General features: G+C 69.4%; 27 protein-coding genes and 2 pseudogenes. 6 read left to right on the top strand and 23 right to left on the bottom strand.

Annotation, left to right across the window (positions count from 1 at the left end):
• Nucleotides 1–197: 197 nt before the first annotated feature.
• Nucleotides 198–563 carry a DUF4158 domain-containing protein gene (locus tag ACWCSU_RS42740; RefSeq protein ID WP_449942353.1) on the top strand — a complete coding sequence of 122 codons (366 nt, stop codon included), beginning with the start codon at nt 198–200 and terminating at the stop codon, nt 561–563.
• A 55-nt stretch (nt 564–618) separates the two neighbouring features.
• On the opposite strand, the pseudogene ACWCSU_RS42735 reads toward ACWCSU_RS42740, so the two are convergent.
• Nucleotides 619–666: pseudogene (locus ACWCSU_RS42735) on the bottom strand (hypothetical protein); the annotation flags it as partial.
• Nucleotides 667–821: 155 nt separating this feature from the next.
• Between ACWCSU_RS42735 and ACWCSU_RS42730 the strand changes: the two are divergent.
• Entirely contained in the window at nt 822–1,154 is a 333-nt protein-coding gene (locus ACWCSU_RS42730; protein WP_449942275.1) for a response regulator transcription factor, read from the top strand.
• A 293-nt stretch (nt 1,155–1,447) separates the two neighbouring features.
• On the opposite strand, the gene ACWCSU_RS42725 is transcribed toward ACWCSU_RS42730, so the two are convergent.
• The 6 genes from ACWCSU_RS42725 to ACWCSU_RS42700 all read right to left on the bottom strand — a co-directional run bounded on the left by ACWCSU_RS42725 (nt 1,448) and on the right by ACWCSU_RS42700 (nt 5,916).
• A complete protein-coding gene (locus ACWCSU_RS42725) occupies nt 1,448–1,981 on the bottom strand; it encodes a serine hydrolase domain-containing protein (protein WP_449942274.1) in 534 nt (177 codons plus the stop codon).
• Nucleotides 1,982–1,987: 6 nt separating this feature from the next.
• Nucleotides 1,988–2,632, bottom strand: coding sequence for a proline racemase family protein (locus ACWCSU_RS42720; protein WP_449942273.1), 645 nt, complete (start codon nt 2,630–2,632; stop codon nt 1,988–1,990).
• Complete coding sequence (locus ACWCSU_RS42715) at nt 2,629–3,246, bottom strand: thiolase C-terminal domain-containing protein (protein WP_449942272.1); 618 nt, start codon at nt 3,244–3,246, stop codon at nt 2,629–2,631. The genes ACWCSU_RS42720 and ACWCSU_RS42715 overlap by 4 nt, the downstream gene beginning before the upstream one ends.
• Nucleotides 3,247–3,371: 125 nt before the next feature.
• Nucleotides 3,372–4,655, bottom strand: a complete 1,284-nt coding sequence (locus ACWCSU_RS42710; RefSeq protein WP_449942271.1) for a serine hydrolase domain-containing protein — start codon at nt 4,653–4,655, stop codon at nt 3,372–3,374.
• Between the two features lie 233 nt (nt 4,656–4,888).
• A complete protein-coding gene (locus tag ACWCSU_RS42705; RefSeq protein WP_449942270.1) occupies nt 4,889–5,059 on the bottom strand; it encodes a hypothetical protein in 171 nt (56 codons plus the stop codon).
• 383 nt (nt 5,060–5,442) lie between these two features.
• Nucleotides 5,443–5,916 (bottom strand): hypothetical protein, encoded by a 474-nt coding sequence (locus ACWCSU_RS42700; protein ID WP_387658750.1) that lies wholly within the window; start codon nt 5,914–5,916, stop codon nt 5,443–5,445.
• Nucleotides 5,917–6,094: 178 nt separating this feature from the next.
• Here ACWCSU_RS42700 and ACWCSU_RS42695 point away from each other — a divergent pair, with 178 nt between their 5' ends.
• A complete protein-coding gene (locus ACWCSU_RS42695; RefSeq protein ID WP_449942352.1) occupies nt 6,095–7,036 on the top strand; it encodes an IS630 family transposase in 942 nt (313 codons plus the stop codon).
• Between the two features lie 430 nt (nt 7,037–7,466).
• Here ACWCSU_RS42695 and ACWCSU_RS42690 read toward each other — a convergent pair whose 3' ends face one another.
• The 8 genes and pseudogenes from ACWCSU_RS42690 to ACWCSU_RS42655 form a co-directional block, all read right to left on the bottom strand.
• Nucleotides 7,467–8,291 (bottom strand): class I SAM-dependent methyltransferase, encoded by an 825-nt coding sequence (locus tag ACWCSU_RS42690; RefSeq protein ID WP_449942269.1) that lies wholly within the window; start codon nt 8,289–8,291, stop codon nt 7,467–7,469.
• A gap of 238 nt (nt 8,292–8,529) precedes the next feature.
• Nucleotides 8,530–8,676 carry a hypothetical protein gene (locus ACWCSU_RS42685; protein WP_352365486.1) on the bottom strand — a complete coding sequence of 49 codons (147 nt, stop codon included), beginning with the start codon at nt 8,674–8,676 and terminating at the stop codon, nt 8,530–8,532.
• A 198-nt stretch (nt 8,677–8,874) separates the two neighbouring features.
• A complete protein-coding gene (locus ACWCSU_RS42680; protein ID WP_449942268.1) occupies nt 8,875–9,192 on the bottom strand; it encodes a hypothetical protein in 318 nt (105 codons plus the stop codon).
• 441 nt (nt 9,193–9,633) lie between these two features.
• Nucleotides 9,634–9,987 carry a hypothetical protein gene (locus ACWCSU_RS42675; protein WP_357710198.1) on the bottom strand — a complete coding sequence of 118 codons (354 nt, stop codon included), beginning with the start codon at nt 9,985–9,987 and terminating at the stop codon, nt 9,634–9,636.
• Nucleotides 9,988–10,245: 258 nt separating this feature from the next.
• Nucleotides 10,246–11,259: an AraC-like ligand-binding domain-containing protein gene (locus ACWCSU_RS42670; protein WP_449942267.1), complete on the bottom strand. Its 1,014-nt coding sequence runs from the start codon at nt 11,257–11,259 to the stop codon at nt 10,246–10,248.
• A 207-nt stretch (nt 11,260–11,466) separates the two neighbouring features.
• Nucleotides 11,467–11,841, bottom strand: a complete 375-nt coding sequence (locus ACWCSU_RS42665) for an oxidoreductase C-terminal domain-containing protein (protein WP_449942266.1) — start codon at nt 11,839–11,841, stop codon at nt 11,467–11,469.
• Nucleotides 11,842–11,917: 76 nt separating this feature from the next.
• Nucleotides 11,918–12,085 (bottom strand): annotated as a pseudogene (locus ACWCSU_RS42660) (FAD-dependent oxidoreductase); the annotation flags it as partial.
• Between the two features lie 92 nt (nt 12,086–12,177).
• The gene (locus tag ACWCSU_RS42655; protein ID WP_449942265.1) at nt 12,178–13,647 is read right to left on the bottom strand and encodes an alpha/beta hydrolase; all 1,470 of its coding nucleotides are present in this window, start codon (nt 13,645–13,647) and stop codon (nt 12,178–12,180) included.
• Between the two features lie 198 nt (nt 13,648–13,845).
• On the opposite strand from ACWCSU_RS42655, the gene ACWCSU_RS42650 reads away from it, so the two are divergent.
• Nucleotides 13,846–14,016, top strand: coding sequence for a hypothetical protein (locus ACWCSU_RS42650; protein ID WP_449942264.1), 171 nt, complete (start codon nt 13,846–13,848; stop codon nt 14,014–14,016).
• Here the strand turns inward: ACWCSU_RS42650 and ACWCSU_RS42645 are convergent.
• On the bottom strand, nt 14,009–14,329 hold the full coding sequence (locus tag ACWCSU_RS42645) for a hypothetical protein (protein ID WP_357710191.1): 321 nt from the start codon (nt 14,327–14,329) through the stop codon (nt 14,009–14,011). The two genes, ACWCSU_RS42650 and ACWCSU_RS42645, sit on opposite strands and share 8 nt — an antisense overlap.
• 508 nt (nt 14,330–14,837) lie before the next feature.
• The gene (locus ACWCSU_RS42640) at nt 14,838–15,344 is read right to left on the bottom strand and encodes a GNAT family N-acetyltransferase (RefSeq protein ID WP_449942263.1); all 507 of its coding nucleotides are present in this window, start codon (nt 15,342–15,344) and stop codon (nt 14,838–14,840) included.
• A 360-nt stretch (nt 15,345–15,704) separates the two neighbouring features.
• On the opposite strand from ACWCSU_RS42640, the gene ACWCSU_RS42635 reads away from it, so the two are divergent.
• Nucleotides 15,705–17,264, top strand: coding sequence for a PHP domain-containing protein (locus ACWCSU_RS42635; protein WP_449942262.1), 1,560 nt, complete (start codon nt 15,705–15,707; stop codon nt 17,262–17,264).
• 282 nt (nt 17,265–17,546) lie between these two features.
• Nucleotides 17,547–18,509, top strand: coding sequence for a LysR family transcriptional regulator (locus tag ACWCSU_RS42630; protein WP_357710164.1), 963 nt, complete (start codon nt 17,547–17,549; stop codon nt 18,507–18,509).
• On the opposite strand, the gene ACWCSU_RS42625 is transcribed toward ACWCSU_RS42630, so the two are convergent.
• The 6 genes from ACWCSU_RS42625 to ACWCSU_RS42600 all read right to left on the bottom strand — a co-directional run bounded on the left by ACWCSU_RS42625 (nt 18,496) and on the right by ACWCSU_RS42600 (nt 24,902).
• Complete coding sequence (locus ACWCSU_RS42625; RefSeq protein WP_449942261.1) at nt 18,496–19,344, bottom strand: alpha/beta fold hydrolase; 849 nt, start codon at nt 19,342–19,344, stop codon at nt 18,496–18,498. The genes ACWCSU_RS42630 and ACWCSU_RS42625 overlap by 14 nt on opposite strands.
• A 131-nt stretch (nt 19,345–19,475) precedes the next feature.
• Complete coding sequence (locus tag ACWCSU_RS42620; protein WP_449942260.1) at nt 19,476–20,264, bottom strand: ATP-binding cassette domain-containing protein; 789 nt, start codon at nt 20,262–20,264, stop codon at nt 19,476–19,478.
• Entirely contained in the window at nt 20,261–21,295 is a 1,035-nt protein-coding gene (locus ACWCSU_RS42615) for an ABC transporter ATP-binding protein (protein WP_449942259.1), read from the bottom strand. The genes ACWCSU_RS42620 and ACWCSU_RS42615 overlap by 4 nt, the downstream gene beginning before the upstream one ends.
• The gene (locus tag ACWCSU_RS42610) at nt 21,288–22,274 is read right to left on the bottom strand and encodes an ABC transporter permease (protein ID WP_449942258.1); all 987 of its coding nucleotides are present in this window, start codon (nt 22,272–22,274) and stop codon (nt 21,288–21,290) included. The genes ACWCSU_RS42615 and ACWCSU_RS42610 overlap by 8 nt, the downstream gene beginning before the upstream one ends.
• Nucleotides 22,271–23,200, bottom strand: coding sequence for an ABC transporter permease (locus tag ACWCSU_RS42605; RefSeq protein ID WP_449942257.1), 930 nt, complete (start codon nt 23,198–23,200; stop codon nt 22,271–22,273). Before ACWCSU_RS42605 ends, ACWCSU_RS42610 begins: the two co-directional genes overlap by 4 nt.
• Nucleotides 23,187–24,902: an ABC transporter substrate-binding protein gene (locus ACWCSU_RS42600; RefSeq protein WP_449942256.1), complete on the bottom strand. Its 1,716-nt coding sequence runs from the start codon at nt 24,900–24,902 to the stop codon at nt 23,187–23,189. The genes ACWCSU_RS42605 and ACWCSU_RS42600 overlap by 14 nt, the downstream gene beginning before the upstream one ends.
• Nucleotides 24,903–25,005: the final 103 nt, after the last annotated feature.

Genomic DNA, 25,005 nt, shown 5'->3' with positions numbered 1-25,005 from the left:
GGTCGGCGACAGCCGATCGAATGCCGTTGCGCTCCATGGCAATGAAGTGTGCGTTCAGCACTAACTACCCTCAAAAAGCAGCCCCGGTCCACGAAGGGGTCTCAGTAGTAACGGCCGAAAATCGGGCGGATATAGCCGAGTAGGCTTCTGGGCTTGGTATCTGTGGGGCTGGCTGGAGGTCGTTCTTGGCGACGCAGGTGTTCGCGGATGAGGAGCTGGGGCGGCTGCGGGGATTCCCGGAGATCGGCCGAGACGAGCTGTTTCGGTTCTTCACCCTGCCATCAGCTGATGTCGCGTTCGTCGATCCCGGCCCGGGCCGAGGTCCGGCCGATCGGCTGGGGCTGGCCGTAGCCCTGTCCACGTTGCCGTGGCTCGGATTCGTGCCGGACAAAGTGTCGGCGGCGCCGCCGGTGGCGGTGGCCAGGCTGGCCGACCAACTCGCCGTCGACCCAGCCGGACTGCGGTCCCACGGGCGGCGGGCGAAGACGCGAACCGAGCATGGGTGCGGCGGCGGGGTGCCAGGAGCTCGGTGGCCTTGGCGATGGCCTCGGGGCCGGGGTTGACGTAGCGCATGGCGGTGCGGGGGTCCTTGTGCCGGGTCCTGCCCATGATGGGCTGCAGGGGGACTTCGGCCTCGCCGAGGTGGGTGGCGGCGCTGTGGCGCAGCTGGTGCAGATCGAGGCCGGCGTGCTTGTCCAGCAGGACGCGGGCGCGGTCGTAGCCCAGGCGGGCGCGGCCGGTGTGCGGGCAGATGTCGGCGGCCGCCGGGCGGCGGGCGCGGGCGGGGCGGCGTTCGGACAGGAACAGCGGGCCGCGCGTGCGTGCTGCCGCCCGGGAGCCGGAGCAGGCGTGGCAGCAGGTGGGCGGTGCCGCTGTCCCAGTACACCCACTCGATCGAGCTGCCCTTGGACCGGACCGGGGCGCGGCGATGCTCCAGGTCGAGGTCCTCGACGTTCAGCGCCGGGATCTCAGCCGCTCTGGCCGCCGTTTCGTGGAGCATCCGCCACAGCGGCTTCTCGCGCGCGCTCTCGCCACGCGAACGCAAGGTGCTCGCGCTGGTTGCCGAGGATCGGTCGAACAGTGCGATCGCCCAGCGCCTGTATGTGTCAGAGGCCGCCGTGGCCAGCACGTCACCGGCGTATACACCAAGCTGAACCTCGGCCCGGACGCCGACGACCACCGCAGAGTGCTCGCCGCACTGACCTTTCTCCGCTCGCGCTGACCTCGAAGCTGCATGGACGATTCGCAGCTCTGGTGTCCTCGGAGACAGCACTGAGGTCGCTTTCATCGTCCCGCCAACCGGGCGGGCGCAGGGCAGCCGCACAGTCACGTCTCGACATCCCGAGCCCGGCCCAGACCCTCGCCATTCAGGCCGGGCACCGCTCAGAGGGGCAGAACCCGAACTGACCGAGCCCGCCGTGATTCGTTGATGTCTAGCCGATCTGGATCAAAGTCCGTGAAGCGGTGACTGTGTCTGACGAACGCAACGCGGCTGACGACCTCCTCGAGGATGTAGCGGAAGGTCAGCGCGTGGTATCGGGTGACGGTGCCCAGGGCCACAGCGGCGCCAGGTCGGCGATCCGGTCGCACATGCTCCCCCGGTCCCGCAGGTCGCCCGGCGTGGTTCCGGCCGGCGCCTGGGCACGCCCGCCGTGTGGACGAGAACGTGAGCCGGCGTGATGCCTTGCTTGCCGTGCGCGGCGAACTCCGGCCAGTACTCGGCGACCGGCCTGTCGTAACTGAGTCTGCCGCGGTCGGCCAGCACGTGCACGACCGCCGCAGTCAGTCCCTTGCCAGTGGACCAGGAGTGGAACAGTGTTCGGTCGTCCACCGGCCGCTCCGCGCACGGGTCGGCGAGGCCCGCGCCGGTGTTCACGACCCGCTCGCCGTGCAGGTGGGCGGCCACCTGGACGCCGGTCTCCCGTCTAGAAGCAACCAACTCGTCGAGCAGTCGCTGCACGTGTTTCTGGGCATCCGCCATGTCCGTTCATAGACGAGATGACGACGTCACTGCAGCACCTCGCACAGGAGCCTGCCCGACCTCCGCAGGCGGCGCTCCCTGAGTGCGAGGAGCGGGGGCAGGGCAAGCTGTGTCGCCACGTACGCCGTCACGGCAAGCGCCTCCCAGAACGCGGCCGAACCCATGGTGAACCGCGGCGAAGATGTTGCCTCCGGCCGTCACGGTACGGACCTGGAGTCGCTTGCCCTCGTAGGAGACTTCGGCGACGTCGACCCGGGAGGTCCCCGGAGGCATGGTGAGGGTGATGCGGGCCTTCCCCGAAGACCGGGCGATGATCTGGCCCGCGCCCGTCTCGAGCCGCACCTCAGGCCGGGACCCGAGGACGAGCATCGCGGCGAACATGCTCGCCTCGCCGCAACCGTCGAGCGGTCCGTCGGCGGCCACGAAGACCAGCCCGAGGTCCGCCTCGCTCCGGACGGGCGCGACCAGGACGGCGACGATCGCGCCGGGGTCCCCGGCCCGTGCTTCGAAGTAGTCGCGCCGGATCTCCTCCAGCGTGTCCGCCATGAGGGCGGGCACCTCGCGCATCCGCGACCCGGAATGAGGCACCGCCGTGGCGTCGTAGCAGGCGACCGGCTGGCCTTCGGTGTCTCCGAACGCCGGCGGTGTCACAGCGTGCCGCCACGGTTGGCGGGCTGGTAGGCGGTCACGACGACGGCGCCGCCGAGACCGATGTTGTGCTGGAGGGCGACGGTTGCGCCGTCCACCTGGCGGGCGCCGGCCTCGCCGCGGAGCTGCCACGTGAGCTCGGCGCATTGGGCCAGGCCGGTGGCGCCGAGAGGGTGGCCCTTGGAGATGAGGCCGCCGGACGGGTTCACCACCCAACGGCCGCCATAGGTGGTGTCGTCGTTGTCGACCAGCAGGTGCCCCTCGCCCTCCTCGGCCAGGCCGAGCGCCTCATAGGTGAACAGCTCGTTCGGGGCGAAGCAGTCGTGCAGCTCGATCACGTCGACGTCGTCCGGGGTGAGCCCGGACCGGGCGTAGACCTTCTCCGCCGCCTTCCGGCTCATGTCCGTGCCGACCAGGTTGATCGCGCTGTTGCTGTCGAAGGTCGAGCGCATGTCGGTGACCATCGCCTGGCCGACGATCTCGATCGCGCGGTCACCGAGGCCGTTCTCCTCGACGAACCTCGCGCCGGCGAGCACCACGGCGCCGGAGCCGTCGGACGTCGGCGAGCACATCAGCCTGGTCAGGCCCGCGTCGGCGTAGACCATCTTGGCGCCCATGATGTCTTCGACGGTGTAGACGTCCTGGAACTGGGCGTGCGGCGGAGCCGGCCCAGCCCGACCGGCACCCCTGTGCGTCTGCGACCCCCTGTTCCAGGCAGTGCCCGAGGCCCGCTCGGCCCCGTCTACTGAGACTGCCCGTCGCAGAACACCGTCTTGACCAGGTTGTTCAACGCCTTCGGGAACTCCGTCGCCACGTCCACGGCGGCGTCACCGGTGGTGATCGAGGCGGTCAGGGTCTTCTTGCCGTCGGGCGTGCTGTACATCAGCGCCCCGTAGCCGTTGTTGCTGCCGTCGTGGTTGTAGACGACGCCGCCGCAGCTCGGGCCCAGGTCCTGCACGTACAGCCCGAGGCCGTAGCTACCGAAGAGACCGGCGCTGTTGGGGTGCGGCTTGCGCATCTGGGTCAGCAGCCCGGCCGGCAGGAGCTTGCCGCTGTTCAGCGCGGAGAAGAACGTACGCAGATCCTCCGTGGTCGAGATGATCTCGCCCGCGCCCGAGATCCACGAGGGGTTCTGGCGGGTGACGTCGATCACCTTCCACTGGTCGGCGGCGTCCTGGTAGCGGTAGTAGGCGTGGGCGTACGGCGCGGGCATACCCGTCCAGGCGCCCGGCACCACGGTGTGCCTCAGCTTGAGCGGCCCCAGGATCCGCCGCTTCATCTCCACGGCGTAGGAATGGCCGGTGACCTTCTCGATCAGCAGCTTGGTCAGCACGTAGTTGACGTTGCCGTAGCTCCAGCTCGTCCCCGGCTCGAACTTCGCCGGCCTGGTCAACGTCAGCCGCACCAGCTGCTCGTCGGTGTAGGTGTGGAAGCGCTTGGCCACCCACTCCTTGCCCTGCCAGGGGATCAAGGACACCGGCTTCCCGTCGGGGTCGATGTCGAAGCTGTAGTCGAACAGCCCGGTGGTGTGCTGCAGCAACATCCGCACAGTGATCCGCCGGTCCAGCTTGAACTGGGGCAGGTAGTCGGCCACCGTGGCGTCCAGCCCGATCTCGCCGGCCTCCACCAGTTTCAGCATCAGGGTCGCGGTGAAGTTCTTGGTGCTGCTGCCGATCCGGAAGTACCCGTTCGTCGGCGGCTTGGCGCTCGTGCCCAGCCTGCGCACCCCGGCGCTGCCGACCCACTCGCCTTGCTCATCGTTCACCCGCATCTGCACCCCGGCGGCGAGACCGGCATCGACGAACGCCTGGATGGCCTTCTGCAGCTCCGGGCGGTCCTGTGCGGCGGCAGCCTTCGACACGGCTCTGCTGTCTACGGTGGCCATCGCGGGGGTGGCGGCTCCGGCCAGCAGCGCGGCCGCCAGCGCGGTGACCGCCACGCGCCGGAAGACCTTGCCGTGGCCGGCCGGGCGCGGGTGCACGCCGGAGATGCGTGCCTGGGTCGCTGATGAGGACGGGGTCTTCATGGCTTCTCTTCTCTGTTGTCGCGCTCATGCGAAGCGCTCGTCCGGTGATTCGGGGATGGGCGATCGGGATGGGCGATCGGGATGGGTATGGGCCATCGATCAGGTCGCGTACCAGGAGGCCCAGGTGCGTTTGCGGGCCTTGAGTCAAGCGGCGTCGAGGGCGACGATGATGGTGCTGCGGAAGTTGTCGGCCTCTGCCGGATCCTCCCGCTTGAGCAGGCTCATCGAAGCCGTCAAAGCCGGCAGCACTCTGGGTCGGCGAGGTCGGCCACGGCCTTGCCCCACTTCACGCCCTTGGGCGCCTTGGCCAGCACGTGCCCGCCCAGGCCGGTGGCGGAGGTCAGGGCGATGGAGCCGTCGGTGCCGACCCGGTGGGCCGAGCCGGCGGCACCGGCGGTCGACATCAGCGCGACGGCGCTCCAGGCGGGGACCCGCAGGGTGTGCGTGTCTTAGGCGGAAGGGGTGGTGGACATGGTGGTGGACTCTCAGAGATCGGTGATGAAGGTCGAGTGAACGAACGACTGGTGGAATGCGGTCCTGCCGGTGCCCGGAGGGCTGGACGGCTCAGGTCAGATCGCCCGAGCGGATCTCCCCCGGCCTCAGTCGCTGAACCGTTCATGACGTTCACCTTCGCAGACCGCCCTGACACCGGGCCGTCGTCGTGCTGACATGGCCGCTGACACGAGCTGTGCGTCGCCGGGACTCGCCTGTGTTGTGCTGCGTGCACGCCCTCGGAGGCCGCGCACCTGTCGTGCCGGAGTTCACGGAAACGCGAAGCGTGAGCGCGTCAGTTGCCGAACTCCTCGGCGACTTTCTGATGGATGGCCTCCAGCTTGGGGGTGTAGACCCGATAGAAGTCCTTGCCGCACTCCAGATCGTCCAGAATCGCGCGCTTACCCGCCCTCTCCGCGGCGGCGGCGGACTGCGCTAACAGGTCCTCGCCGGATTTCAGCTCCTTGCCGAGGACCCGCTTGGCCGCGTCGACGATGCAGGCGTCCACGGCCTTCCAGTAGCTTGTTCTCTGCGCTGGGGAGAGCTTCGTCCAGATATCCCCGTTGGGGTCGGCCCCTGAGAGGTCGGGCATGAAGTCGGGGGCGTCCGGGCCCTTCAGGTAGACGTACACCGAGAAGACCCCGAAGCCGTACTTCGCCCGCTGGGCCTTCAACGCCTCATAGTCGCCGGCTCTGCGCTTGCGCTCGTCGTCGGTCATGGGATCTTCCGGTGGCACATAGGGGATGTACCTGAAGCCCTTCTGCTTCATGCAGTCCGCCTTGACGGATTCGAACTGGCGCCTCTTCTCCAGTGCCGTCGCGGCCGACTTCGACGGAGTGAAGCGCCTTCCCGGAGGGCTCGGCGTCCCCCCCCGCAGCCGTCGAGCACGATCGCCGCGGCCATCGCCAAGGCGGTCATTCTGATGGTGTCCATGGTCGGTCTCCCGTATTCAACGTCACGCGCGCACGCGAACGCCGAGGCAGGCGGTGGCCCGCCGGCGCAGCCGGTTCCTGGCCCATCGGCTGGACGGGCTGTCCGACGAGCCCCGGCCGGGCGTGCCGCGCACCATCACCGACGTCCAGGGGGAGGAGGTGGTGGTGCGCACCCTGGAGGAGGTGCCGGCCGGGTCCACGCACTGGTCCAAGCGGGAACTAGCCCGCCCGGTGGGCATCTCGCCGACCAGCGTGGCCGGCATCTGGCGGGCGTTCGGGCTCCAACCCTGGCGCACCCAGGACTTCAAGATCTCCACCGATCCGCTGCTGATCGACAAGACGTGGTCGCGCTGTGTCTGGCCCCGGGCCGCCCATGCCGCGGTGTTCGCCGTCGACGAGAAACCGCAGATCCAAGCGTTGCAGCGGAGCGCACCGGCACTGCCGATGCTGCCCGGCGTGCCCGAGCGGCGCAGCTTCGACCACGTCCGGCACGGCACCGTCGATCTGTTCGCCGCGCTCAACACCGCCACCGGCAAAGTGATCGGCAAGCTGTCGGCCCGTCACCGTGCCGTCGACTTCCGCGACTTCCTGGACGAGATCGACCGCCAGGTCGAACCGGGCCTGGCGGTCCATCTCATCTGCGACAACTTGTCCACCCACAAGGCGCCGGTGGTGCACGCCTGGCTGCTGGCCCACCCGCGCTTCACGTTGCACTTCACCCCGACCTACTCCTCCTGGATCAACCAGGCGGAGCGTTGGTTCGCCGAACTGGAACGCCGCTGTCTGGAGCGGGGCAACTTCTGCTCCCTGGACGCTCTCAAGGCCGCGTCGGAGGAGTGGATCAAAGTCTGGAACGAGGACGCCAAGCCGTTCAGGTGGGCCAAGACCGCCGACCAGATCCTCGACCGCATCTGCCGCTACTGCGACCGAATCTCAAAAACCGGCTCACTAGGGTGACGCAGCCGTGCGACGCCGGTCCCAACCCTCCCCCGGGACATCGGATCCGGGGACCCCGCGATGGGGACCATCAATCCGGTCGACACCATCCAGCCCACCACGCCGCCCATCTCCTTCGACCTGACCCAGCCGCTTGCCTGCCGGCGCTCTGTGGCCGGTGGGTCGAGCCCGTACCGCGACGTCCTCGAGGTGAAGGTCCACGCCGCCAGCTCATGCAGTGAGGATCACCATCGACCGGCCGTGGAACGGCTCATATGCGCCCATGGCGTGCGGAACCGGCGGACGGCCGTTGTCGATCAGGCCAGGGCTCCGAAGGACAGAGGCGGGGCGCGAGTGGGAACAGCTGCTGGTCAGCCTTCCCGCCGTCCAGGCGGCGGACCTGGCCGGGATCCTCGCTGGGCAGGCGCGCTCGCGTACGTTCCCCGTGCCATCAGCCCCGGCTCCAGAACCGGTAACGGAGAATGCGTGCCCCTTGGCGGGACAAGGCCGTGCTACGGGCGGTGAGACGGGTCAGCGCGCGTAGCGGTTGCGGGAACAGGGCTACTTCCGGTGCGCGGTTGAGGATCTGTTCCTCGATCAGTTTGAGGCTGGCGTCCCAGGACTCGGGTTCGTGCGGGTCGTCGAAGCCCCGGGCGGCTTCCATGCCGAGTGTCCTCATGATCGGGTGGTGCTTCATGGCCCAGGCGGCGAGGCGGGTGTAGCCGTTGAGCGCGAGTTCGCCCGAAGGGAAGTGGCCGGCCAGCTCGCGGACCAGGGCCTGGAAGGAGTCGCCGGGCATGAAGGGGAGCAGCCCTTCGGCGACGATCATCGCCGGGCGGTCATCGGGGATGGCCGTGAGCCAGTCGGAGCGGGTGAGGTTGGCTCCGACGAGGTGGGAGCGGCCGTGCAGGAGTGCGGATCGCAGACTCACCACTGCGGGAAAGTCGACGTCGTACCAGTCGACGCCCGGCGGCGGATCGCAGCGCCGCATCCTGGTGTCCAGGCCGCAGCCCAGGTCGAGCACCACGCATCCGGGGTGAGCGGCGACGAAGGCCCGGACGGCGTCGTCCAGCTTCCTGGAGCGCAGGGCCGTGGTGACGACGACGTTGGTCTTGACCTTCAGCTTGCCGAAGTCATAGTCGATTCTGCCGGCCAGGTCGGCGGAGAGCGTGTCGCCGAGGATCGGGCGGGGCAGTTCGGCGTCCCGGGCTCTGGCGTGGAGCGTGAGCAGGAGCGTTTCCTGGATCAGCCCGAGGTCGGGTTGCCAGCGGTACATGGTGATTCCTTAACGGCGTAACGGATGGCGGGCTGCGGAGTTCTGTGGCCATGTCGGGGAGTCACGGCCGGCCTTGATGCGCTCGGTGCGGTGTCCCTCGCCGCCCGCGATGTCGAGCCCCAGCGCTTTCGGAGGTGTGGCAGCGTTGCTGCGACGCCGCGCGGGTGTCGTCCCGCCGCGTCCATGCACCCGGCCATGGCGGGGATCTCTGGCCCGCCTCCGGCCCCGGCGCGTTTCGTCAGTACATGAGGATCCACAGTTCGAGGTACGGGTCTCCCCACTTCACCGGGAACTCGACGCACTGGTGACCGCGGCCGGTCCGGGGGCACCTGTCGTACATGTCCATGCTGTAGTAGCGCGCGGCGCTCTCCCGGTGCGGTCCCATGGCCGAGGACGTCGCGGCCGACGCCGGCGACCCAAAGACCGCGCTTCCACGAGCCACGGGTTCTCCGATCGTTGTGAGGCGAGCCGAAATGTCGCTGTCGACCCTCACATGATCGACCTCTTCATGTCGTTGGCACTGAACGCACGCTTCCTTCGACATCAACGCAATGTGGAGTTCCCGTAGCACTGACCGAGGGATTCAGGGCGTGCTGTCCGGAACATCATTCGCCGCCGTCTTCGCCCTCTTCACCAGAGCCTCTCCCCGCACGGAGAGCCGGTGGCCGACTTCCAGGCTCTCGGTCAGGCTGCGGCCTTTGAGTGTGCGGACGTCCCGTTTGAGGGCCTGGGTGTCGCGCCCGAGGTGCTGGCCGAGCTCGGCGGCGGCGGTCGCGGGCAGTTCGTGGATGAGGCGGAGCAGGTCGTGGGTCCAGGGGCCGCGGCGGGCGGCCTTATCGATGCCGGCCAGGCGGCGCTGTATTTTCGGCCGCCTGTTCGGCGTGCAGGTCGCTGCGTTCACGGAGCGCTGTCCGGGGGCCGGGCCGGCTATGCGCAGGCTCGACGAGCCGCTGGTCGGGATCTTAGGGCGCCACGTCGCGGGGGTCGCCGAAGCCCTCGTTGACGGGAGCTCTGATCGTCTTGATGGCCGGCACGACCTTGCGCACCCTCTGACCGGAAGGCTTGGAAAAGCCCAGCAGGCGGCAGCCTGATGAAGGTGGGGCTGGTTAGCCAGGGGTAGAGCCCGCCCATCATCATGACCGCCACCGATCCGCCGGGACCGTCTCCAGCCAGTCGCCCTCGGCGAGTACCGCGCGACAACCCCTACGGCCGTCCGTGAAGATCAGGCTTCTGATCCAACCTGATCATCACGAGCGGTCGTTCTCACGTGCGGGCAGTTACAGCACCGCGATCATGGACACGTGCCGTCACGGCATCCTGCTCTTTTGCGCCAGAACCGCCTTCACGCAACGCCCGGCTGTGGTGGCGCGGACGAATAGCACCAGGAATTGCCATAGAAGGTGTCAGCGCTGTCGCCGTCCGACCCGCCGTCGTTGTCAGCCATCCAGAACCATTTGTGCAATCCCCGATAGGCGTCGTAAAGGGAGCCGTTGACGTAGTGGTTACCGGTGTTGTGGGAGTGGCCGTACGCCCGCTGTTTGGGGTCCCCGCCGGGGCTGTCGTTGATGTAGATCGGATCCGCGCTGCACCGGGTGTCCGCGTGCGCCGCTGTTGCGCCGCCCGCGACGACCATGGTCCCTGCGAGGGATACGGCCGCGGCCCCGAGGGCACCCCACCGCCTGAGTCTTCTTGTCATTCCCGTTCCCCTCATCCCATGAAATTCGTGGCGTCGAATCCCGTTCGCTGGGATCCGACGTGCGCAGCCTAGTTGCGGTCGATCATGAAAGTCGTCAGCGCGGCGCGCACTGTGTCTTGGCAATGAGCGCACGACAGCGGACGGCGAGTTCGCCACAGCGCGATGGCGTTCGAGCCGGTTGATGCCGCTCTCCACGACGTGGCGCTGCCGGTAGAGGGCCGGCCTGACCGGCGGCCGGCAGCCGGGGAGGTCTCGACGTCATCGTCGCGCGTGGCTGTCGTCCGCCTCTGGTGTGGCGCGGGTCAGGGCCTCGTGCCGATAGTCCTTGGGCGACAGGCCGTACTTGGCCCGGAAGGATTTGCTGAGGTCGGCGGCGCGGGTGAATCCCCAGCGGGCGGCGATGGCGTGGATGGGCTGCCCGGCCAGGCGGGGATCGGCCAGGTCGGCGCGGCAGTGCTCCAGACGGCGGCGGCGGATCCACTCTGTCAGCGTTGTGCCTTGACGCTGGAACAGCAGTTGCAGGTAGCGCACGGAGATGTGGTGCCGGTGGGCGATCGCGCGGGGTGTCAGGTCGGCGTCGGCGAGGTTGTGCTCGACGAACGCCCGGATGCGCGCCACCAGGGCGAACTGCCGGGTCTCGGGGGGCAGGCGGTCCTGTGCGTTCAGCCGGTGGGCGAGGAAGGCCAGGGCCAGGTCCAGCGTGGCGGCACCGAGCCGCCGTACCTCGGGTAAGGACATGGACCGCGCCTCGCGCACCAGCGTCCTGAGGTAGCCGGCCAGGATCGCGCCGACGCCGCCGTTCGCGGGCATCGCGTGGGCCAGGAGCGCGTCGACCTTGCCGGACGGCAGGGGCAGCTCGGATTTGGGCAGATGCACGATGATCGCCCGTGCCGGCCCCGGCCCGTCGAACGCGCCGCCCTGGTACGGGTGGGAGGTGTCCCACATCACCAGGTCGCCGGCCCCCATCCGGGTGTCGTTGCCGCCCTGGGAGATCCACATCGTGCTCCCGACGATCAGGGCGAGCTCGTACCTCTCGGGGTCGGAGCGGCGGATCAGCGCGGGCGTGCGCACGGAGCTGAGCGCGGGGAACGACATGGTCGTCACCTGTACGGTGTCCAGGTCGATCGCCCCGGCCGAAGCCCGGAAGTCGGCGGCATGGTCGCTGGTGACCCGGATGGGCGCCACGTCGCGGCTGATCAGGTCGCACCACCAGTCGAATCGCTGGTCGGGCGGCAGGTCCGTGCTGTGCAGGGTGACGATTCCCAATTTCACCTCTCATGACATGATCTCGAGCGTTCGAGACATACTCGGGTGTGACGAGAAGCCAGGCCGATGTGCCCCGCCGACCACATCATCGGCCATCCTGAGGCCGAGCCGGCCGACCGCAGCGGGGTGCGTGCCGGCGACCGTGCCGCTGTCCGTACCGCTGTCCGTGCCGCTGTCCGTGCCGCCGTTGCCCAGGAGCGGTCGAGTGCCGGGTCATCCGGTGGTGGCCTGGCGCCACGGGGTCCGTTCGGCGACGTGTCGGCGGAGGGCGCGGGCCTGCCGGGGCAGGTTCCAGGTCAGGGTGCCGATGACGTGGCCGTCCCTGCCGTACAGGCCGATGAACCGGCCGGTGGCGGGGTCCCCGGCGACGACCTGGAACCGGGCGTCGCCGCCGGTGACGCCGTGGACCTGGATCTTCACGTCGCACTGGTCGGTCCAGAAGTAGGGCACGGGTGCGAAGGGTGCCTGGCCGCCGAGGAGCGTCCAGGCTGCGGCCGTGCCCTGTTCGGTGGCGTTCAGCCGGTGTTCGACGCGCAGGCGGCCGAAGCCGGGGTGCCGCCAGGAGGCGACGTCGCCGGCGGCGACCACGCCGGGTGCGGCCCGGCACCCCGTTCACCCGGCCGTCGTGGCCGGTCAGGCCGGTGACCAGGGTGCCGGGACGCAGACGGACGCCGTGCCCGGCGTGCAATCCGGCCAGCAGCCGCGCCACCCGGTCGCCGAGCCGGTCGATCAACGGCGCGGGGAGCGGATCGACCAGGGTGACGTCCAGGCCGAGCTGCCGGGCGGCGGCGGCGACCTCCGTACCAAGGAACCCCGCGCCGACGACGACCACCGACCGCCTGAGCGCGGGCGGCGTGGGCGAAGCGGGTATGCGTCGGCGAGGCGCTGACCGACGACGGGGCCGACTGGTTGTGGCCCACTTGGTCAGGACGGATCGGCGCGGCAGGTGAGATCGTCGGCGGGCAGGGTGCCGCTGGCGAAGTAGGTGTTCACGGCCGTCTCCACGCAGGTGTTGGGCAGGCGGCCGAAGACGCCGTGCATGCGCACGTCCCGTACGGTGACCAGGCGTGCGGCGGGCATCGCCCGGCGCAGGTTCACGCCCTCCTGGTAGACCGTGCGGGTGTCGCCGGTGGCCTGGACGATCAGTGCGGGGACGTCGTTGCCAACCTTGGTCGCGGGCTCGCGGGGGGTGGGCCAGAAGGCGCAGGCGGTGATGTTGTTCGCATACGGTCCGAACACCGGCTGGGTGGCCCGGCTGCGCTGGATGGCGCGCCAGTACCGCTCGGGGTCGCGTGGCACTGCCGCATCGCCGCAGATGACGGCGGCCTGGCTGGAGTAGCCCTGCGGCTTGCCGTACAGCGTGAACTGCAGTTCCTGTTCGAAGTCGTCGCTCGGGCGGACCGGCTTGCCCTCGGCGGCTTCGGCGAGCAGCCGCACCCGCGCGGCCAGACGGGCGTTCTCCCTGGCGTCGGGCAGCAGGGTGAAGATGACCATGGGCAGGAAACGTTCGTCGACGAGATGTTCCCCGATGCGGATCGGGGCCTTGACCAAGCTCTCGACGCGGGCCCGCACCTGGCGTGCCGTCGCGCCGAGGTGGTATTCGGGGTCGCGCTTGGCGGTCCAGGCGGCCCAGTCGTCGAGCGCGGCCTCGTTGGCCGGTCCGCTGTTCCTGATCGACCCGGCCATGTACTGGGCCGGATCGATCGCGCTGTCCAGTACGAAGCGGTCGCTGCGCTGCGGGAACATCTGGGTGAAGACCGCGCCAAGGTAAGTGCCGTAGGACATGCCGAAGTAGGAGATCTTCGCCTCGCCGAGGGCGGCGCGGATGACGTCCATGTCCCGCGCGGTGTTCCGGGTGGTGATGTGGGCGATCCGGTCGCCTTCCCGCTGCGCGCACCGCTGCGCGAGATCGGCCTGCGTCTGTACGGCCCGGCGGAAGCTCGCCCGGGTCGGCCCGGCGGACCAGAGCATGTGCCCGATCGGCCAGCCGCAGTCGACCGGTGCGCTCCTGCCGACGCCGCGTGGATCCATGCCGATCAGGTCGTAGCGGGAGGTGACCTCGGGGGTCATCCGCTGGCTGATGTAGCCCATGAAGTTCAGGCCCGCACCGCCGGGACCACCGGGGTTGGACAGCATGACGCCGCGCCGCTTGCCCGGGTCGGTGGCCTTGATGCGGGAGATCGCGACCTTGATCGTCTTGCCCTGCGGCTTGGAGTAGTCCAGCGGGACCGTGATCTCGGCGCATTGGGCGCCCACATGGTCCAGGAGGGGGTCGCCGCAGGCCGCCCATTCGACGGGCTGGTCGTAGAAGCGGGTCAGGGCAGTGGTCGTGGGGCCTGGCAGGAGCGTGGCTCCCGTCAGCACTATGCCGACTAGGGCATGGGGGAGATTCATGTGGGACGTCCTTCATCGGGAATGCAAGCAACCATAGTTGACTAAATCCGGGACAGTCAACCCGAGTTGCTTATACGGCGAAGGCGGTCAGCGCGGGAGGAGTGGAAGAGAACTATTCCCAGAGCAAGATCGAACACATTCAACGCCTGGACGCCTGCACGATGAGCAACTCGTGTTGACCGACGCAGCCCCGTGGTCGTGGTCAACGTCAGCCCCGGGGAGGTGATCGTCGTTCCGCTGCCCCGCCTGACGGCGGAGGCGGCCGACGCCCAGGTGGCCGGCCTCACCAAGGCGATCGACGCGCTCGGTGGGACTAGGACCAGCGAGTGGGCAGGGCTGGGGCTGCCGCACAGCAGCTGGGTCAGGTAACTGAATGGACCGGCCGAGTCGTCGAAGCGAAGGGGTTGCAGACCACGGTCCCGTTGGCGGGTGAACCCGCCGGTGCCAGCGCACGGGCGCGGCAGGCCGCGCGCGGCACGGGATCGGCGTGATAGTCCGGGTGGCCGGTGAGGAACGCGCAGGCCGAGTCCATCGCTTGCCGGTACAGGGCATCGGCCAGCGCGAAGTCATCGGGGCCGAGTTGGCGGCGCAGATCGGCTCGGAACCTGGTCAGCCCGCTGTCCGGCAGCGGCGGCAGCGGCGTGGCGAGCGCCTCGGTGACCACAGCGGTGTCGGTGGACAAGTTGGAGCATCGCATCGGGCGCGATGGCGGTTCGGGCCGCACCAGGCGGCGCGCGGGCCTGCTCGAACATCGCTGTATGTCCTTGGCCCCCGTCACATGACGAACGATAGGCATTCCGCTCGGGCCCGTCCTGGGTTTCACGGGGCGACAGAGCTGGAGCTGGCCGGCCTGGACGGCGCGCGGGTGGCGCCGGCCACGGACGGGCTGCACACGCTCCACCTGGCAGGACCCCAGAAAGAAGACGGTCGGACGGCGGGGTGGGGGTCGGTCGCGGAGCTCGGGGGTTGACCAGCCCTGTCCCTTCCTGCTGCGAGAGGCGTTCTTGGGCTTGCTACCGGCGTGGGCTGAACGAGGAGCCTGGTCGGGCGGCGCCGCCAGATACGACAAGCCCGCGGTCCGCCACGAGGTGACCGTCCTCGTAACGGCCGTCAACGCGTCGCCATCCTTGGCCGCAGGGCGGCCCATGCGATCATTGGTCTGATACATGCCCCTGCTGGTGAGGCGTGCATCAACTTCCGGGATTTCCTCTTCGAAGATCATGCACGTCACCGGACGCCTCGGTGTGCCCCGTTCGCAGACGGAGCTCCAGGACGTCCTCCCTGCCGAAGACCTGCCCGGTGGGAACGAACCCGGCAGAGGTGTAGAGCGCCCTGGCCGCGATGTTGTCGCCACGCACTCCCAACCGCAGCACCGGTACGTCGAACGCGTCCCGCACGTGGGCGATGACCTGTTGGAGGGCCGCGCGGCCCAGCCCCTTCCCCTGGTGATCCTTGTCGATCATCAAGCGATAGAGCCAGATCTGGCCGTCATCGGGATCGGGGCCGTACATCGCGAAGCCCACGGCGCGCTCATCGTGCATCACCGCACGGGTCACGAAGCCCGGCAGGAACCGACTCTCCGCAATCGAGTACAGGTTCGACGCGATGAGATCAGCCTGGTCGTCAGCCACCCTCAGCTCGGCCACCGCTTCCCAGGTCTCCTGGCACAGGTCGTCAAGACGCACACGGATCGACATGGGTCCTCTCTATCGGATCACTGCGCAGACCGTCATGCGAATATCACCGCGATCAGGCACGGGTGACCATTGCGCGTACCAGCAGGCCGACAGTCACATGCGCCACAGACGGCTCGCCGGAGCCTTCCGCCGTTCGGCAAGAAGTCGCCCAGCATTCGCTTCCTCCCCATGCATGCCGTCACGCTCCTCTGCGAGCGTGACGAAGGGCCGCAGGTTCACCTGCTCCGCCCCACTTCGTGCGCAAGCTCATGGGCCACCCGAGAACGACGCACCAGGTATTCCAGATGAAAGGTATGTCCCATGTGCCGCACCCATGCACACTCCCACAGCGCACCGGAAGGAACGGCTGCGTTCGCCGACTTGTCCGTCTCAGAGACCGAACTGTCGCCCGCCGACCTCGGTCGGCGCCGCTTTCTGCTGAACAGTGGGTTGCTCGGCATCAGCAGTCTCAGCGTCACCGCTCTGGGAGGGCTGACCACGCGTCCCGCCGCCGCAACCAGCAGAGGCTCCCGCGCGCTCCACTGGCTGGCCGGCGACCATCACGTTCATACGCAGTACAGCTACGACGGCATGTACACCATTGAGCAGCAGGCTGCGGGCGCTCTCAAGCACGGCCTGGACTGGCTGGTCATCACCGACCACGGGCACGCCGCGCACGAGAAGTTCGCGGTCGAGTCCACTTATGCCGACATCGTCACCTCCCGGGCCAAGCACCCTGAGCTGCTGTTGTGGCAAGGGCTCGAATGGAACGTTCCCGGAGGCGAGCACGCCACGGTGTTCTTCGACGGTGCTCGCGATGAGATCCAACTGCTGCGCGCGTTCGAGCGGCTCTTCGACTCCAGGATCAACGGCACCGGCGCCGGCAGCCCGGCGAATGAGGCCAAGGCGCTGGAGGCGCTCGCCTGGCTCGAGACCGCGCTGCGCACGGGTTCGGCGAGTTCCGCGCTGTTCCTGATCAACCACGTGATGCGGCGTGGCAGGTACTCCCCGCGTGACCTGCGCACCTATCGCGACAAGGCGCCGAACATCGCAGTCGGCATGGAGGGCGCGCCGGGCGCCCAGAACGAGCCCAGGGCCCGCGGCGACTTCAACAACACCGCCGACGCCGACTCCTGGGCCGGCTGGCGGCCGGAACACTACCCGACGTACGGCGGCTTCGACTCCATGACCGGAATCCTGGGCGGCATGTGGGACTCGATGCTCGCCGAGGGCAAGGGCTGGTGGATCACTGCCAACTCCGACGGCCACTTCTACAACGGTGACACGATCGTCGAGCCCTCCCGGCCTTCTGACTGGTACGACCAGCACGGTAGATATCCCGATCCCATCGACGGCGGCGTCCCGCTGCGGCACGCCGACTTCTGGCCCGGTCAGTTCAGCCGCACGGTTGTAGGGGCGACCTCACGCAGCTATGGCGCGGTCATGGAGGCGATCAAGGCCGGGCGATCCTGGGTGTCGATGGGCGGCCTCATCGACGGGCTGCACGTCGACGCGCACGCCCCCGGCAACACCCCGGCCACGTTCGGCGGACGGCTGTCGGTGCGGCGCGGCGACGACGTCACCATCACCATTTCCGTCGATCTCGCCGGCCGCCCCAACGCCAACGAAGAGATCCCCCGGCTCGCCCGCCTGGATCTGATCCGCGGTGCGATCACCGGGCCGGCCGCCGACCCCGACGTCTTCACCGCCCCGGACGTGAGTGTGGTCGAGTCGTTCATGCCGAAGGGCAGGGGCCGGGTCGCCCAGTTCCACCACAAGTTCCGCGACGTGCGCGAGCCGTTCTACTTCCGGCTGCGTGGCACCGACGGCAGGCGCAGCGCTCCCGGCGGGATGGAGCCGGCGGCGGACACAGGCCGCAATGAGAACCCCTGGCACGACCTCTGGTGCTACACCAACCCCACCTTCGTGGAACTGACATAGAACGAGTCGACGACACCCGTCCCACTCGAAACATGGTTTCGGGTGGGAGCGGGGCTTCGCCGTGCGACCAGAGCGACAACGGCGCCTGTCTCGCGCGCCCGGAACACGCCTTCACCGGCATCGCACCCGGCGCCTACGAGCTGCGTCGCCACCGTGAGCAGGCGGCGTACCCGTGCCGGAGCGCCCGCGTCCGGAAGGGCCCGCTAGCATCGGGGTCCCCCGGTCCCGCCTCGCGGATGCCCCACTGCGACGGACGCCCGGCCGACCCGCCACGGAGCGCGCGTGCCCACGATCGACCCCCGACGTCTCCTCATCCTCCGTGCCTTCGTGCTGTCCGACTCTGTCACCGCGACCGCGGCGGCGCTGCACCTGACGCCGTCCGCGGTATCGCAGCAGCTCGCGGCGCTCGAGCGCGAGGTCGGTCACGCGCTCGTCATACGCTCGGGGCGCAAGCTGGTGCTCACGCCGGCCGGGCGCATCCTCGCCGGGCACGCCGAGGAGATCAGCTCACGACTGAAGATCGCCGAGGCTGACCTGGCCGCGCACGCGGGCGGTGTCCTCGGTCAGCTCCGGATCGGCGCCTTCCCCACGGCGATCAGCTGGTTGGTGGCACCCGCCATCGTCGAGCTGCGCCGTCAGGCCCCGGGTGTCGACGTCACCGTCGTCGACGCGGAGGCGCACATGAGCCACCGGATGCTGATGCGGGGCGACATCGACGTGACCGTCAGCATGGAGTACGAGTCCGACCCCGAGCGCGACTCCCCCGACATCGTGAAGTTCCCGCTCTACATCGAGCGGTTCAAGGTCGTCCTCCCCCAGGCGCACCCGCTGGCCGGCGAGGAGGGCATCGGGCTCACCCAGCTCACCGAGGAGGGCTGGATCATGCCCTCGCCCGGTAATCCGTGCCGCACGATGGTGCTGCAGGCGTGCGCGGAGCTCGGCTTCCACCCGCCGATCACCCACGTCTCGGACGACTACCGCGCCGCGCTGGCGCTGGTCGCCGCCGAGGCGGGGATCTGCCTGGCGCCGGAGTCCGCGCTCTACGCCCGCGACGCCGACTGGGTGACGATCCTGCCGACGCGCGGCATCGCGCCGCTGCGCAAGGTGATCATGACGACGCGGCGCGACAACCAGGGCCACCCCGTCGTACGCGCGGGGCTGGAGGCGATGCGGGCCGCTGTGTCCGAGCCGGACTCGGAGGTCTACGGCCCGCTCGCGCGGTCCGACACCTTCAGCGTCGAGTGACGGCTCCGGCCGGCGGCGCGTTCTCGCGGAGGAAGGCGTCGACGTGCCGGTGGTACTCCTCCGGCTTGTCGCGGCGCACGCAGTGGTGTGCGCCCTCGATCACGACGACGTCGAAGCCGGGCGCGACGGCCGTGAGGCGCTCACGGGAGTGCTTGTCGACGATGACGTCGCCGGTGCCGGTGACGAGCAGCGCCGGTACGCCGGCCGGGCCGACCGTGATCTGCCGCGCGGTCGGCGTCCAGATCCGGCGCTTCTCGTGGACCCGCTGCTGCATGTAGTCGATGTCGACGGCCTTCATCGCCTCGGCGAGCGGGCGCAGCTCCTGCTCCGCCCAGTGGGGCTTGAGCTCGCGCTGCATGTCCATCAGTTCCTCGACCGACGCCGTGCCGGCGTAGTCGAAGGGGTCCTTGGTGGTCTGCTCGACGCTGAGCCACGGGTTGGGACCGGCCTCCGGCACCCACCACGGCGGGTCCTCCAGCACCACGCCGGCCACGAGGTGCGGGGCGTCGGCGGCGACGAAGGCGGCGATCCGCGCGCCCATGGAGTGTCCGACGACGAGCGTCCTGCGCCCGGTCTCGTCGAGCATGTCCTTGAGGATGTCGATCGCGTCCTGCACCATCACGTCGGTGGACGGAACGCCCTCGTGCTCGGGCAGGCGGCCGGGCGACTTCCCGTGGCCCCGCGCGTCCGGTGCCACGATGTGGTAGTGGCCGCCCCAGCGGTCGACGGCGTCGCCGTAGCACGCGCCGGACTCCACGGCGCCGTGGAGGATGAGAATGGCAGGCGCATCTGCTGCGTCCCGCCCATACTCTCGGACGAACAGGTCGGTTCCCACGTGTCCTCATTCACTGCTCTGTCGCACCGGCCCCCGGCCGGCTCACGACGGGGTTGTCGTTCAATGGATCATGGTCGTGATCGTGGCACGCCTCTTCGGCGTCGCGCAACGCTCCCGCCGGTCAGGTCAGGTCAGGTCAGCAGCTCAGCCTCCGGTGTCGCCTCGACCAGCGCGCGTGTGCAGGGGTGCCGCGGGGAGCGGAAGATCTCGTCGGACGAGCCGGTCTCGACGATGCGGCCGCGCTGCATGACGGCGACCCGGTCGCTGTAGAGCCGGATCACCGCCAGGTCGTGGCTGACGTGGAGGAACGAGATCCCCTGGTCACGCTGCAGGTCGGCCAGCAGGTTGAGGATCTGGGCACGCACTGACACGTCGAGCGCCGAGGTCGGCTCGTCCGCGATGATCAGATCCGGCTTGAGGGCGAGCGCGCGTGCCACGGCGACGCGCTGGAGCTGCCCGCCGGACGCCTCGTGCGGGTAGCGCCCCAGGTAGTCGGCGCCGAGGCCGACCGACTCCAGCAGCGCGACCAGTTCGGCGGTCGACGTCGTATCGCCGTGCGCGCGGAAGACGTTCTCCAGCGTCTGCCGCACGGTCTGCAGCGGGTTCAGCGACGCCAGCGGGTCCTGGAAGACCATGGCGACGTTGCGCCGCAGCCGCCGTAGTCCTCGCCGGCCGAGGCGGGCGACGTCCTGCCCGTCCGTACGGACGGTGCCGGACGTCGGCACCACCAGGCCGTTGGCCATCCGCGCCAGCGTGGACTTGCCCGAGCCGGACTCGCCGACCAGGCCGAGCGCCTCTCCCCGCTCGACATGGAGCGAGACGCCGTCCACGGCGAGGAAGCCCTTACGGCCTCGGCCGAAGCCACCGGCGGTGCGGTACCGCTTGCTGACGTCGGTCATCTCCAGGATCGGCTCGCTCACCGGGCGACCTCCTGCGGTTCGGGGAGACGGTCGAGGTGGCAGGCCGCGAGGTGCACGCCGCCGTCCTCGCCGGCCGGGCGGACGGTGGGCAGCGGTACCTCCACGACACAGCGTGCGCCGACCTGGCCGGCGAAGCCGCAGCGCGGCGCGAAGGCGCAACCAGGTCCGGCGTCGCGCAGCGACGTGGGCGTGCCGGGGATGGCGCGCAGCCGGGTCCGCTCCCCGCCGATGTCGAGCCGGGCGTCCAGCCGCGGCGTGGCCGCGCGGAGACCGGCGGTGTACGGGTGGGCGGGCTGATCGAAGATGTCGCGGAGGCTGCCGTACTCGGCCTGGCGGCCGGCGTACAGCACGAGGACGTCGTCCGCCGCATTCGCCACCACCCCGAAGTCGTGGGTGATCAGGAGCATCGCCATGCCGTACTCCTGCTGGAGCCCGCGGAGCAGGGCCAGGATCTGCGCCTGCACCGTCACGTCGAGCGCGGTGGTCGGCTCGTCGGCGATGAGCAGAGCCGGCCGGTTCACCAGGGCCATCGCGATCACCGCGCGTTGCCGCATGCCGCCCGAGAACTCGTGCGGGAAGCGGCGTACGGCCTCCGCGGGCTCGGGGATGCCGACCCGGTCGAGCATCTCGACCGCACGGGCCCGCGCGGCGCGACGGGTGACCGACGGGTCGTGCAGGCGGACCGCCTGGGCGATGTGCGCGCCGATGTCGAGGTACGGGCTGAGCGCGGACATCGAGTCCTGGAACACCATGGCCACGTCGGAGCCGCGGGCCCGGCGCAGCTCACGCTCGTCGGCGGAGAGCATCTCCCGGCCGGCGACGACGATCCGGCCCCGGGCGCTCGCCCCGCGCGGCAGGAGCCGCATGATCGCCCGGCCGGTGATCGTCTTGCCCGACCCCGACTCGCCGACCACGGCGAGCGCGCGGCCGCCGTCCAGCCTCACGGAGAGGTCCCGTACGACATCGGCGGTGACGCCGCCGCCGGTGAACGAGACGCACAGGTCCTCGACCTGGAGTACGGGGTCAGGCACGGCGGATCCTCGGGTCGAGAAGCGGCATCAGCAGGTCGGCGATCAGATTGCCGACGATGATGAGGAAGGCGGAGAAGAGCGTCACCCCGACGACGATGCTCAGGTCGGACTCGTTCACGCCGGACAACAGCAGGTCGCCGAGCCCGTGCAGGCTGAACACCTTCTCCGCGATCACCGAGCCGCCCAGGAGCGCGGTGACGTCGAGCGCGAACATCGCCACGACCGGCACCATCACGCCGCGGACGGCGTGCCGGTTCACCCGCCGCGCCGACGCGCCACGCGCGGTCATCGCGACGAGGTGGTCGGCCGAGAGTTCGTTGAGCAGCTGGGTGCGGGTGATCCGGATGTAGCCGGCGGCGAGGATGAACGACAGCACCATCCACGGGCCGATCAGGTGCCAGGCCCAATCCGCCGGCGACTCCGAGAACGGCACGAAGCCGGAGTACGGCAGCGCGTTGAGCATGAAGCCGAAGACCTGGACGACGAGCAGACCGACGAGGAAGGTCGGGACCGACAGCCCGAACATCGCGAAGCCGATCGAGAACCGGTCGACGATCCCGCCCTTGCGTATCGCCGACAACGCGCCGAGGCCGATGCCCACGACGAGGCACAGGACGGCCGCGCCCAACGCGAGCGACAACGTGACGGGCAGCCGTTCGGCGATGAGCGTCGTGACGTCGCTGCGGTTCGGGAACGAGTAGCCGAAGCAGGGCGCCTGGCAGTGCACCTGCTGGGTGCCCTCGCCGTACGTACGGCCGGTGAAGAGGCCCTTCACGAACTCGGCGTACTGCCACACCGGGCTCTGGTCGGTCTGCATGTAGGCGCTGACCTTGGCCCGGGTCTCGGGCGGGCACGGCTTGCCGCACATGGCGCGAGCCGGGTCCTTCGAGGCCCCGAAAAACAGGGCAATCGTCACGAAGGCGATCGCGAGGAGCATGAACACCGCGGTGGCCATGCGGCGGGCAATGTAGACGATCATGCAGCATCCTCCATGCGCACGTCGAGGACGTCGCGCAGCGCGTCACCGGCGAGCGTGGCACCGAAAACGATCAGGAACACCACGGCGCCCGGGAAGAGCATGTACCAGACGTCCGCGCCGCTGTAGATCCACGGCAGCGAGTCCGAGAGCAGTTTGCCGAGGTCGGGAACGTCGCCACGCAGGCCGACGCCGAGGAACGACAGTCCCGCGACCACGCTGACGTTGCCGGGCAGTGACATCGCGAACAGGACGACGACCAGGCCGAAGAGGTGCGGCAGCATCTCCCTGCGGATGATCTGCCAGGGCGCGGCCCCGCTCGCGCGCGCCGCCTCGACGAAGGCGCGGGCGTTGACGGCGCCGGCCTGGGCGCCGATGATCCGGGCCGGGACGGCCCAGCCGAAGAAGGCCAGCACCAGCACGAGGACCAGGCCCCGCGGCATCTCCGGCGGCACGATCGCCATGATCGCGATGACGAACATCAGGCCCGGGAAGCCGAACATGAAGTCGATCACCCGTCCCGCGACGGCGTTGAGCCAGCCGCCGAAGTATCCGATCGCCGTACCGAGGACGGCGGCGAAGGCGATCGACAGGATGCTCGCCCCGAAGGCGATGAACAGCGACGAGCGGATGCCGTAGACGATCTGGGCGAACAGGTCGACACCCGTCACCGGGACGACACCGAGCCAGTGGTCGGCGCTGACGCCACCGAAGGCGCCCAGCGGACGGCCGCCGTCCGGGTCGAGCACGTCGGTGTGCAGGGTGTTCGGGTCCTGCCCCTCCATCCACACGAGCAGCGGGGCACAGAGCCCCGCGACGAGCGGCACGACCAGCATGACCAGGCCGGCGACGCCGGACCGCTTGCGGAGGAAGCGGCCGAGGACCGAGGTGCCCCGGCCCTCCGCCTGCTGGATCTCAGCGATCGACACCGACGACCAACTCGTTCGCGAACGGCGGGTAGGCGGGGATGAAGTAGTTCATGATCTTCGAGCCGGCCAGGGCCTGCGTGCGCTGCACGAGGATCGGCACGACCGGGGCGTCCTCCATGATCTGCCGGTCGATCGCGGCCCACATCTTGGCGGCCTTGTCGAGGTCCGGCTCCGCGATCGCGGCGTCGATCGCGGCGTCCACCTTGGGGTCGGAGAACTTCGAGGCGTTTCCGCCGCCGTTGCCGATCTCGCTCGACGCGAACAGCGGCTGGATGGTGCTCATGCCGCTCGGGAAGTCCGCTCCCCAGCCGTTCGTCGTCAGGTCGTAGTCGCCGTCGGCGGACGAGATGAGCTCGGACCAGGTGTTGGCGTCCAGGCCCTTGAGCTCGACCTTGACGCCGACCCGCGCCAGCGAGTTCTTGATGCTCTGGGCTTCCTTCTCCTCGATCGCGCTCACGTCGGTCGGATAGGTCAGCGTGAGCTTCAGGTCGGAGACGCCGGCGGCGGCGAGCAGCTCCTTCGCCTTGCCGACGTCGCCGGTGTCACCGCCGTCGTACAGGTTGTACTCGGTGTAGCCGGGGATGCCGGGCGTCATGATGGTCGAGGCGATCTGGCCGCCGAACTTCGGGCCGCCGTACACGCTCTGCACCTCGGCCTTGTTGACCGCGTAGTTGATCGCCTGCCGTACGCGGACGTCGGACAGGCCCGGGCGCTTGACGTTCATGGCGAGGTAGCGGAAGTAGCCCGAGGGGCTGTTGGCCATGCGGTCGGAGATCGACGGGTCGGACTGGATCCGCTGGAACTGCGACGGCGAGATGAGCGCGTTGCTGATCGCGGTCTGGTCCTCGCCCTTGTCGTCGATGAGGCGCTGCACGATCGTGTCGTTGTTCAGGCCCATGTCAAGGACGATCTTGTCCGGGCCGGCGAACCGTACCTGGTCGCTGTCGGCCGTCCAGTTCGGGTTGCGGTCCAGCACCGCCTGCGCCCCCTTGCGGAAGCTCGTCACCTGGTACGGGCCGCTGGCGACCGGGTGCTCGCCGTACGTCTCCGGCTTGGTGTCGGCGGCGGCCGGCACCGGCGCGAAGGCCGGCATGCTGACGATCCACGGCCAGTTGCCGAACGGACGCTTCAGCCGGAAGACGATCTTGTGGTCACCGGCGACCTCGATGGAGTCGAGCTCCTTGCCGTCGTACGGGCCGTCGTAGTCGGTGCCGCCGACCAGCAGCGTCTTGTGGTAGCCGAGGCCACCCTGGAACATCGGCGCGAACGACCGCTCGATGCCGTACTTCACGTCCTGGGCCGTGATGGGGCTGCCGTCGGAGAACTTCAAGCCCTCCTTCAACGTGAAGGTCCACGTCTTGCCGCCGTCGTCCGTCGTACCGGTGTCGGTGGCGAGGTCCGGGACGAGGACCGTGTCCTTGTCGGGGAGGGTCCGCCACGACGTCAGCCCGCGGTGCACCCACCGCAGCCGGCTGGTCGGCACCATCTGCGCGTTGGCGGTCTCGAAGGACTCGGTAGCGCGCCGCGAGAGGTAGTGCAGGGTCCCGCCCTTGGGCACGGACTCCAGCGGCGCCGCGTTCTTGCCCGTCGTCGGCTCTGTGGACTGCGAGGTGGACTGCGAGTTCGCGTTGCAGCCCGCCGTCACGAGGGCCAGGACGAGGGCGAGCCCTGCGGGCACCACTCTCCGGGATCGATTCGCCATAGATCGCGCTTCCTGTGAAGCGGCCCCGATCGGTCGGGTCCGCTGTGGATCTCAGGAAGGGAGTCTGTTGGCGAGCGAGAGCACGCGTCCATCGAGGAGTTCT

The sequence above is a fragment of the Nonomuraea sp. NPDC001699 genome, from assembly GCF_053596455.1.
This window is presented reverse-complemented; position numbering and strand designations above follow the sequence as displayed.

Excerpts from the sequence above, each read along its gene's own strand:
- ACWCSU_RS42725 (WP_449942274.1), bottom strand. The coding sequence starts at position 1,981 with ATGGCGGATGCCCAGAAACACGTGCAGCGACTGCTCGACGAGTTGGTT.
- ACWCSU_RS42715 (WP_449942272.1), bottom strand. The coding sequence starts at position 3,246 with ATGGGCGCCAAGATGGTCTACGCCGACGCGGGCCTGACCAGGCTGATG.
- ACWCSU_RS42710 (WP_449942271.1), bottom strand. The coding sequence starts at position 4,655 with ATGAAGACCCCGTCCTCATCAGCGACCCAGGCACGCATCTCCGGCGTG.
- ACWCSU_RS42705 (WP_449942270.1), bottom strand. The coding sequence starts at position 5,059 with ATGTCGACCGCCGGTGCCGCCGGCTCGGCCCACCGGGTCGGCACCGAC.
- ACWCSU_RS42700 (WP_387658750.1), bottom strand. The coding sequence starts at position 5,916 with ATGAAGCAGAAGGGCTTCAGGTACATCCCCTATGTGCCACCGGAAGAT.
- ACWCSU_RS42690 (WP_449942269.1), bottom strand. The coding sequence starts at position 8,291 with ATGTACCGCTGGCAACCCGACCTCGGGCTGATCCAGGAAACGCTCCTG.
- ACWCSU_RS42685 (WP_352365486.1), bottom strand. The coding sequence starts at position 8,676 with ATGGGACCGCACCGGGAGAGCGCCGCGCGCTACTACAGCATGGACATG.
- ACWCSU_RS42675 (WP_357710198.1), bottom strand. The coding sequence starts at position 9,987 with ATGACAAGAAGACTCAGGCGGTGGGGTGCCCTCGGGGCCGCGGCCGTA.
- ACWCSU_RS42655 (WP_449942265.1), bottom strand. The coding sequence starts at position 13,647 with ATGAATCTCCCCCATGCCCTAGTCGGCATAGTGCTGACGGGAGCCACG.
- ACWCSU_RS42640 (WP_449942263.1), bottom strand. The coding sequence starts at position 15,344 with ATGTCGATCCGTGTGCGTCTTGACGACCTGTGCCAGGAGACCTGGGAA.
- ACWCSU_RS42610 (WP_449942258.1), bottom strand. The coding sequence starts at position 22,274 with ATGATCGTCTACATTGCCCGCCGCATGGCCACCGCGGTGTTCATGCTC.
- ACWCSU_RS42600 (WP_449942256.1), bottom strand. The coding sequence starts at position 24,902 with ATGGCGAATCGATCCCGGAGAGTGGTGCCCGCAGGGCTCGCCCTCGTC.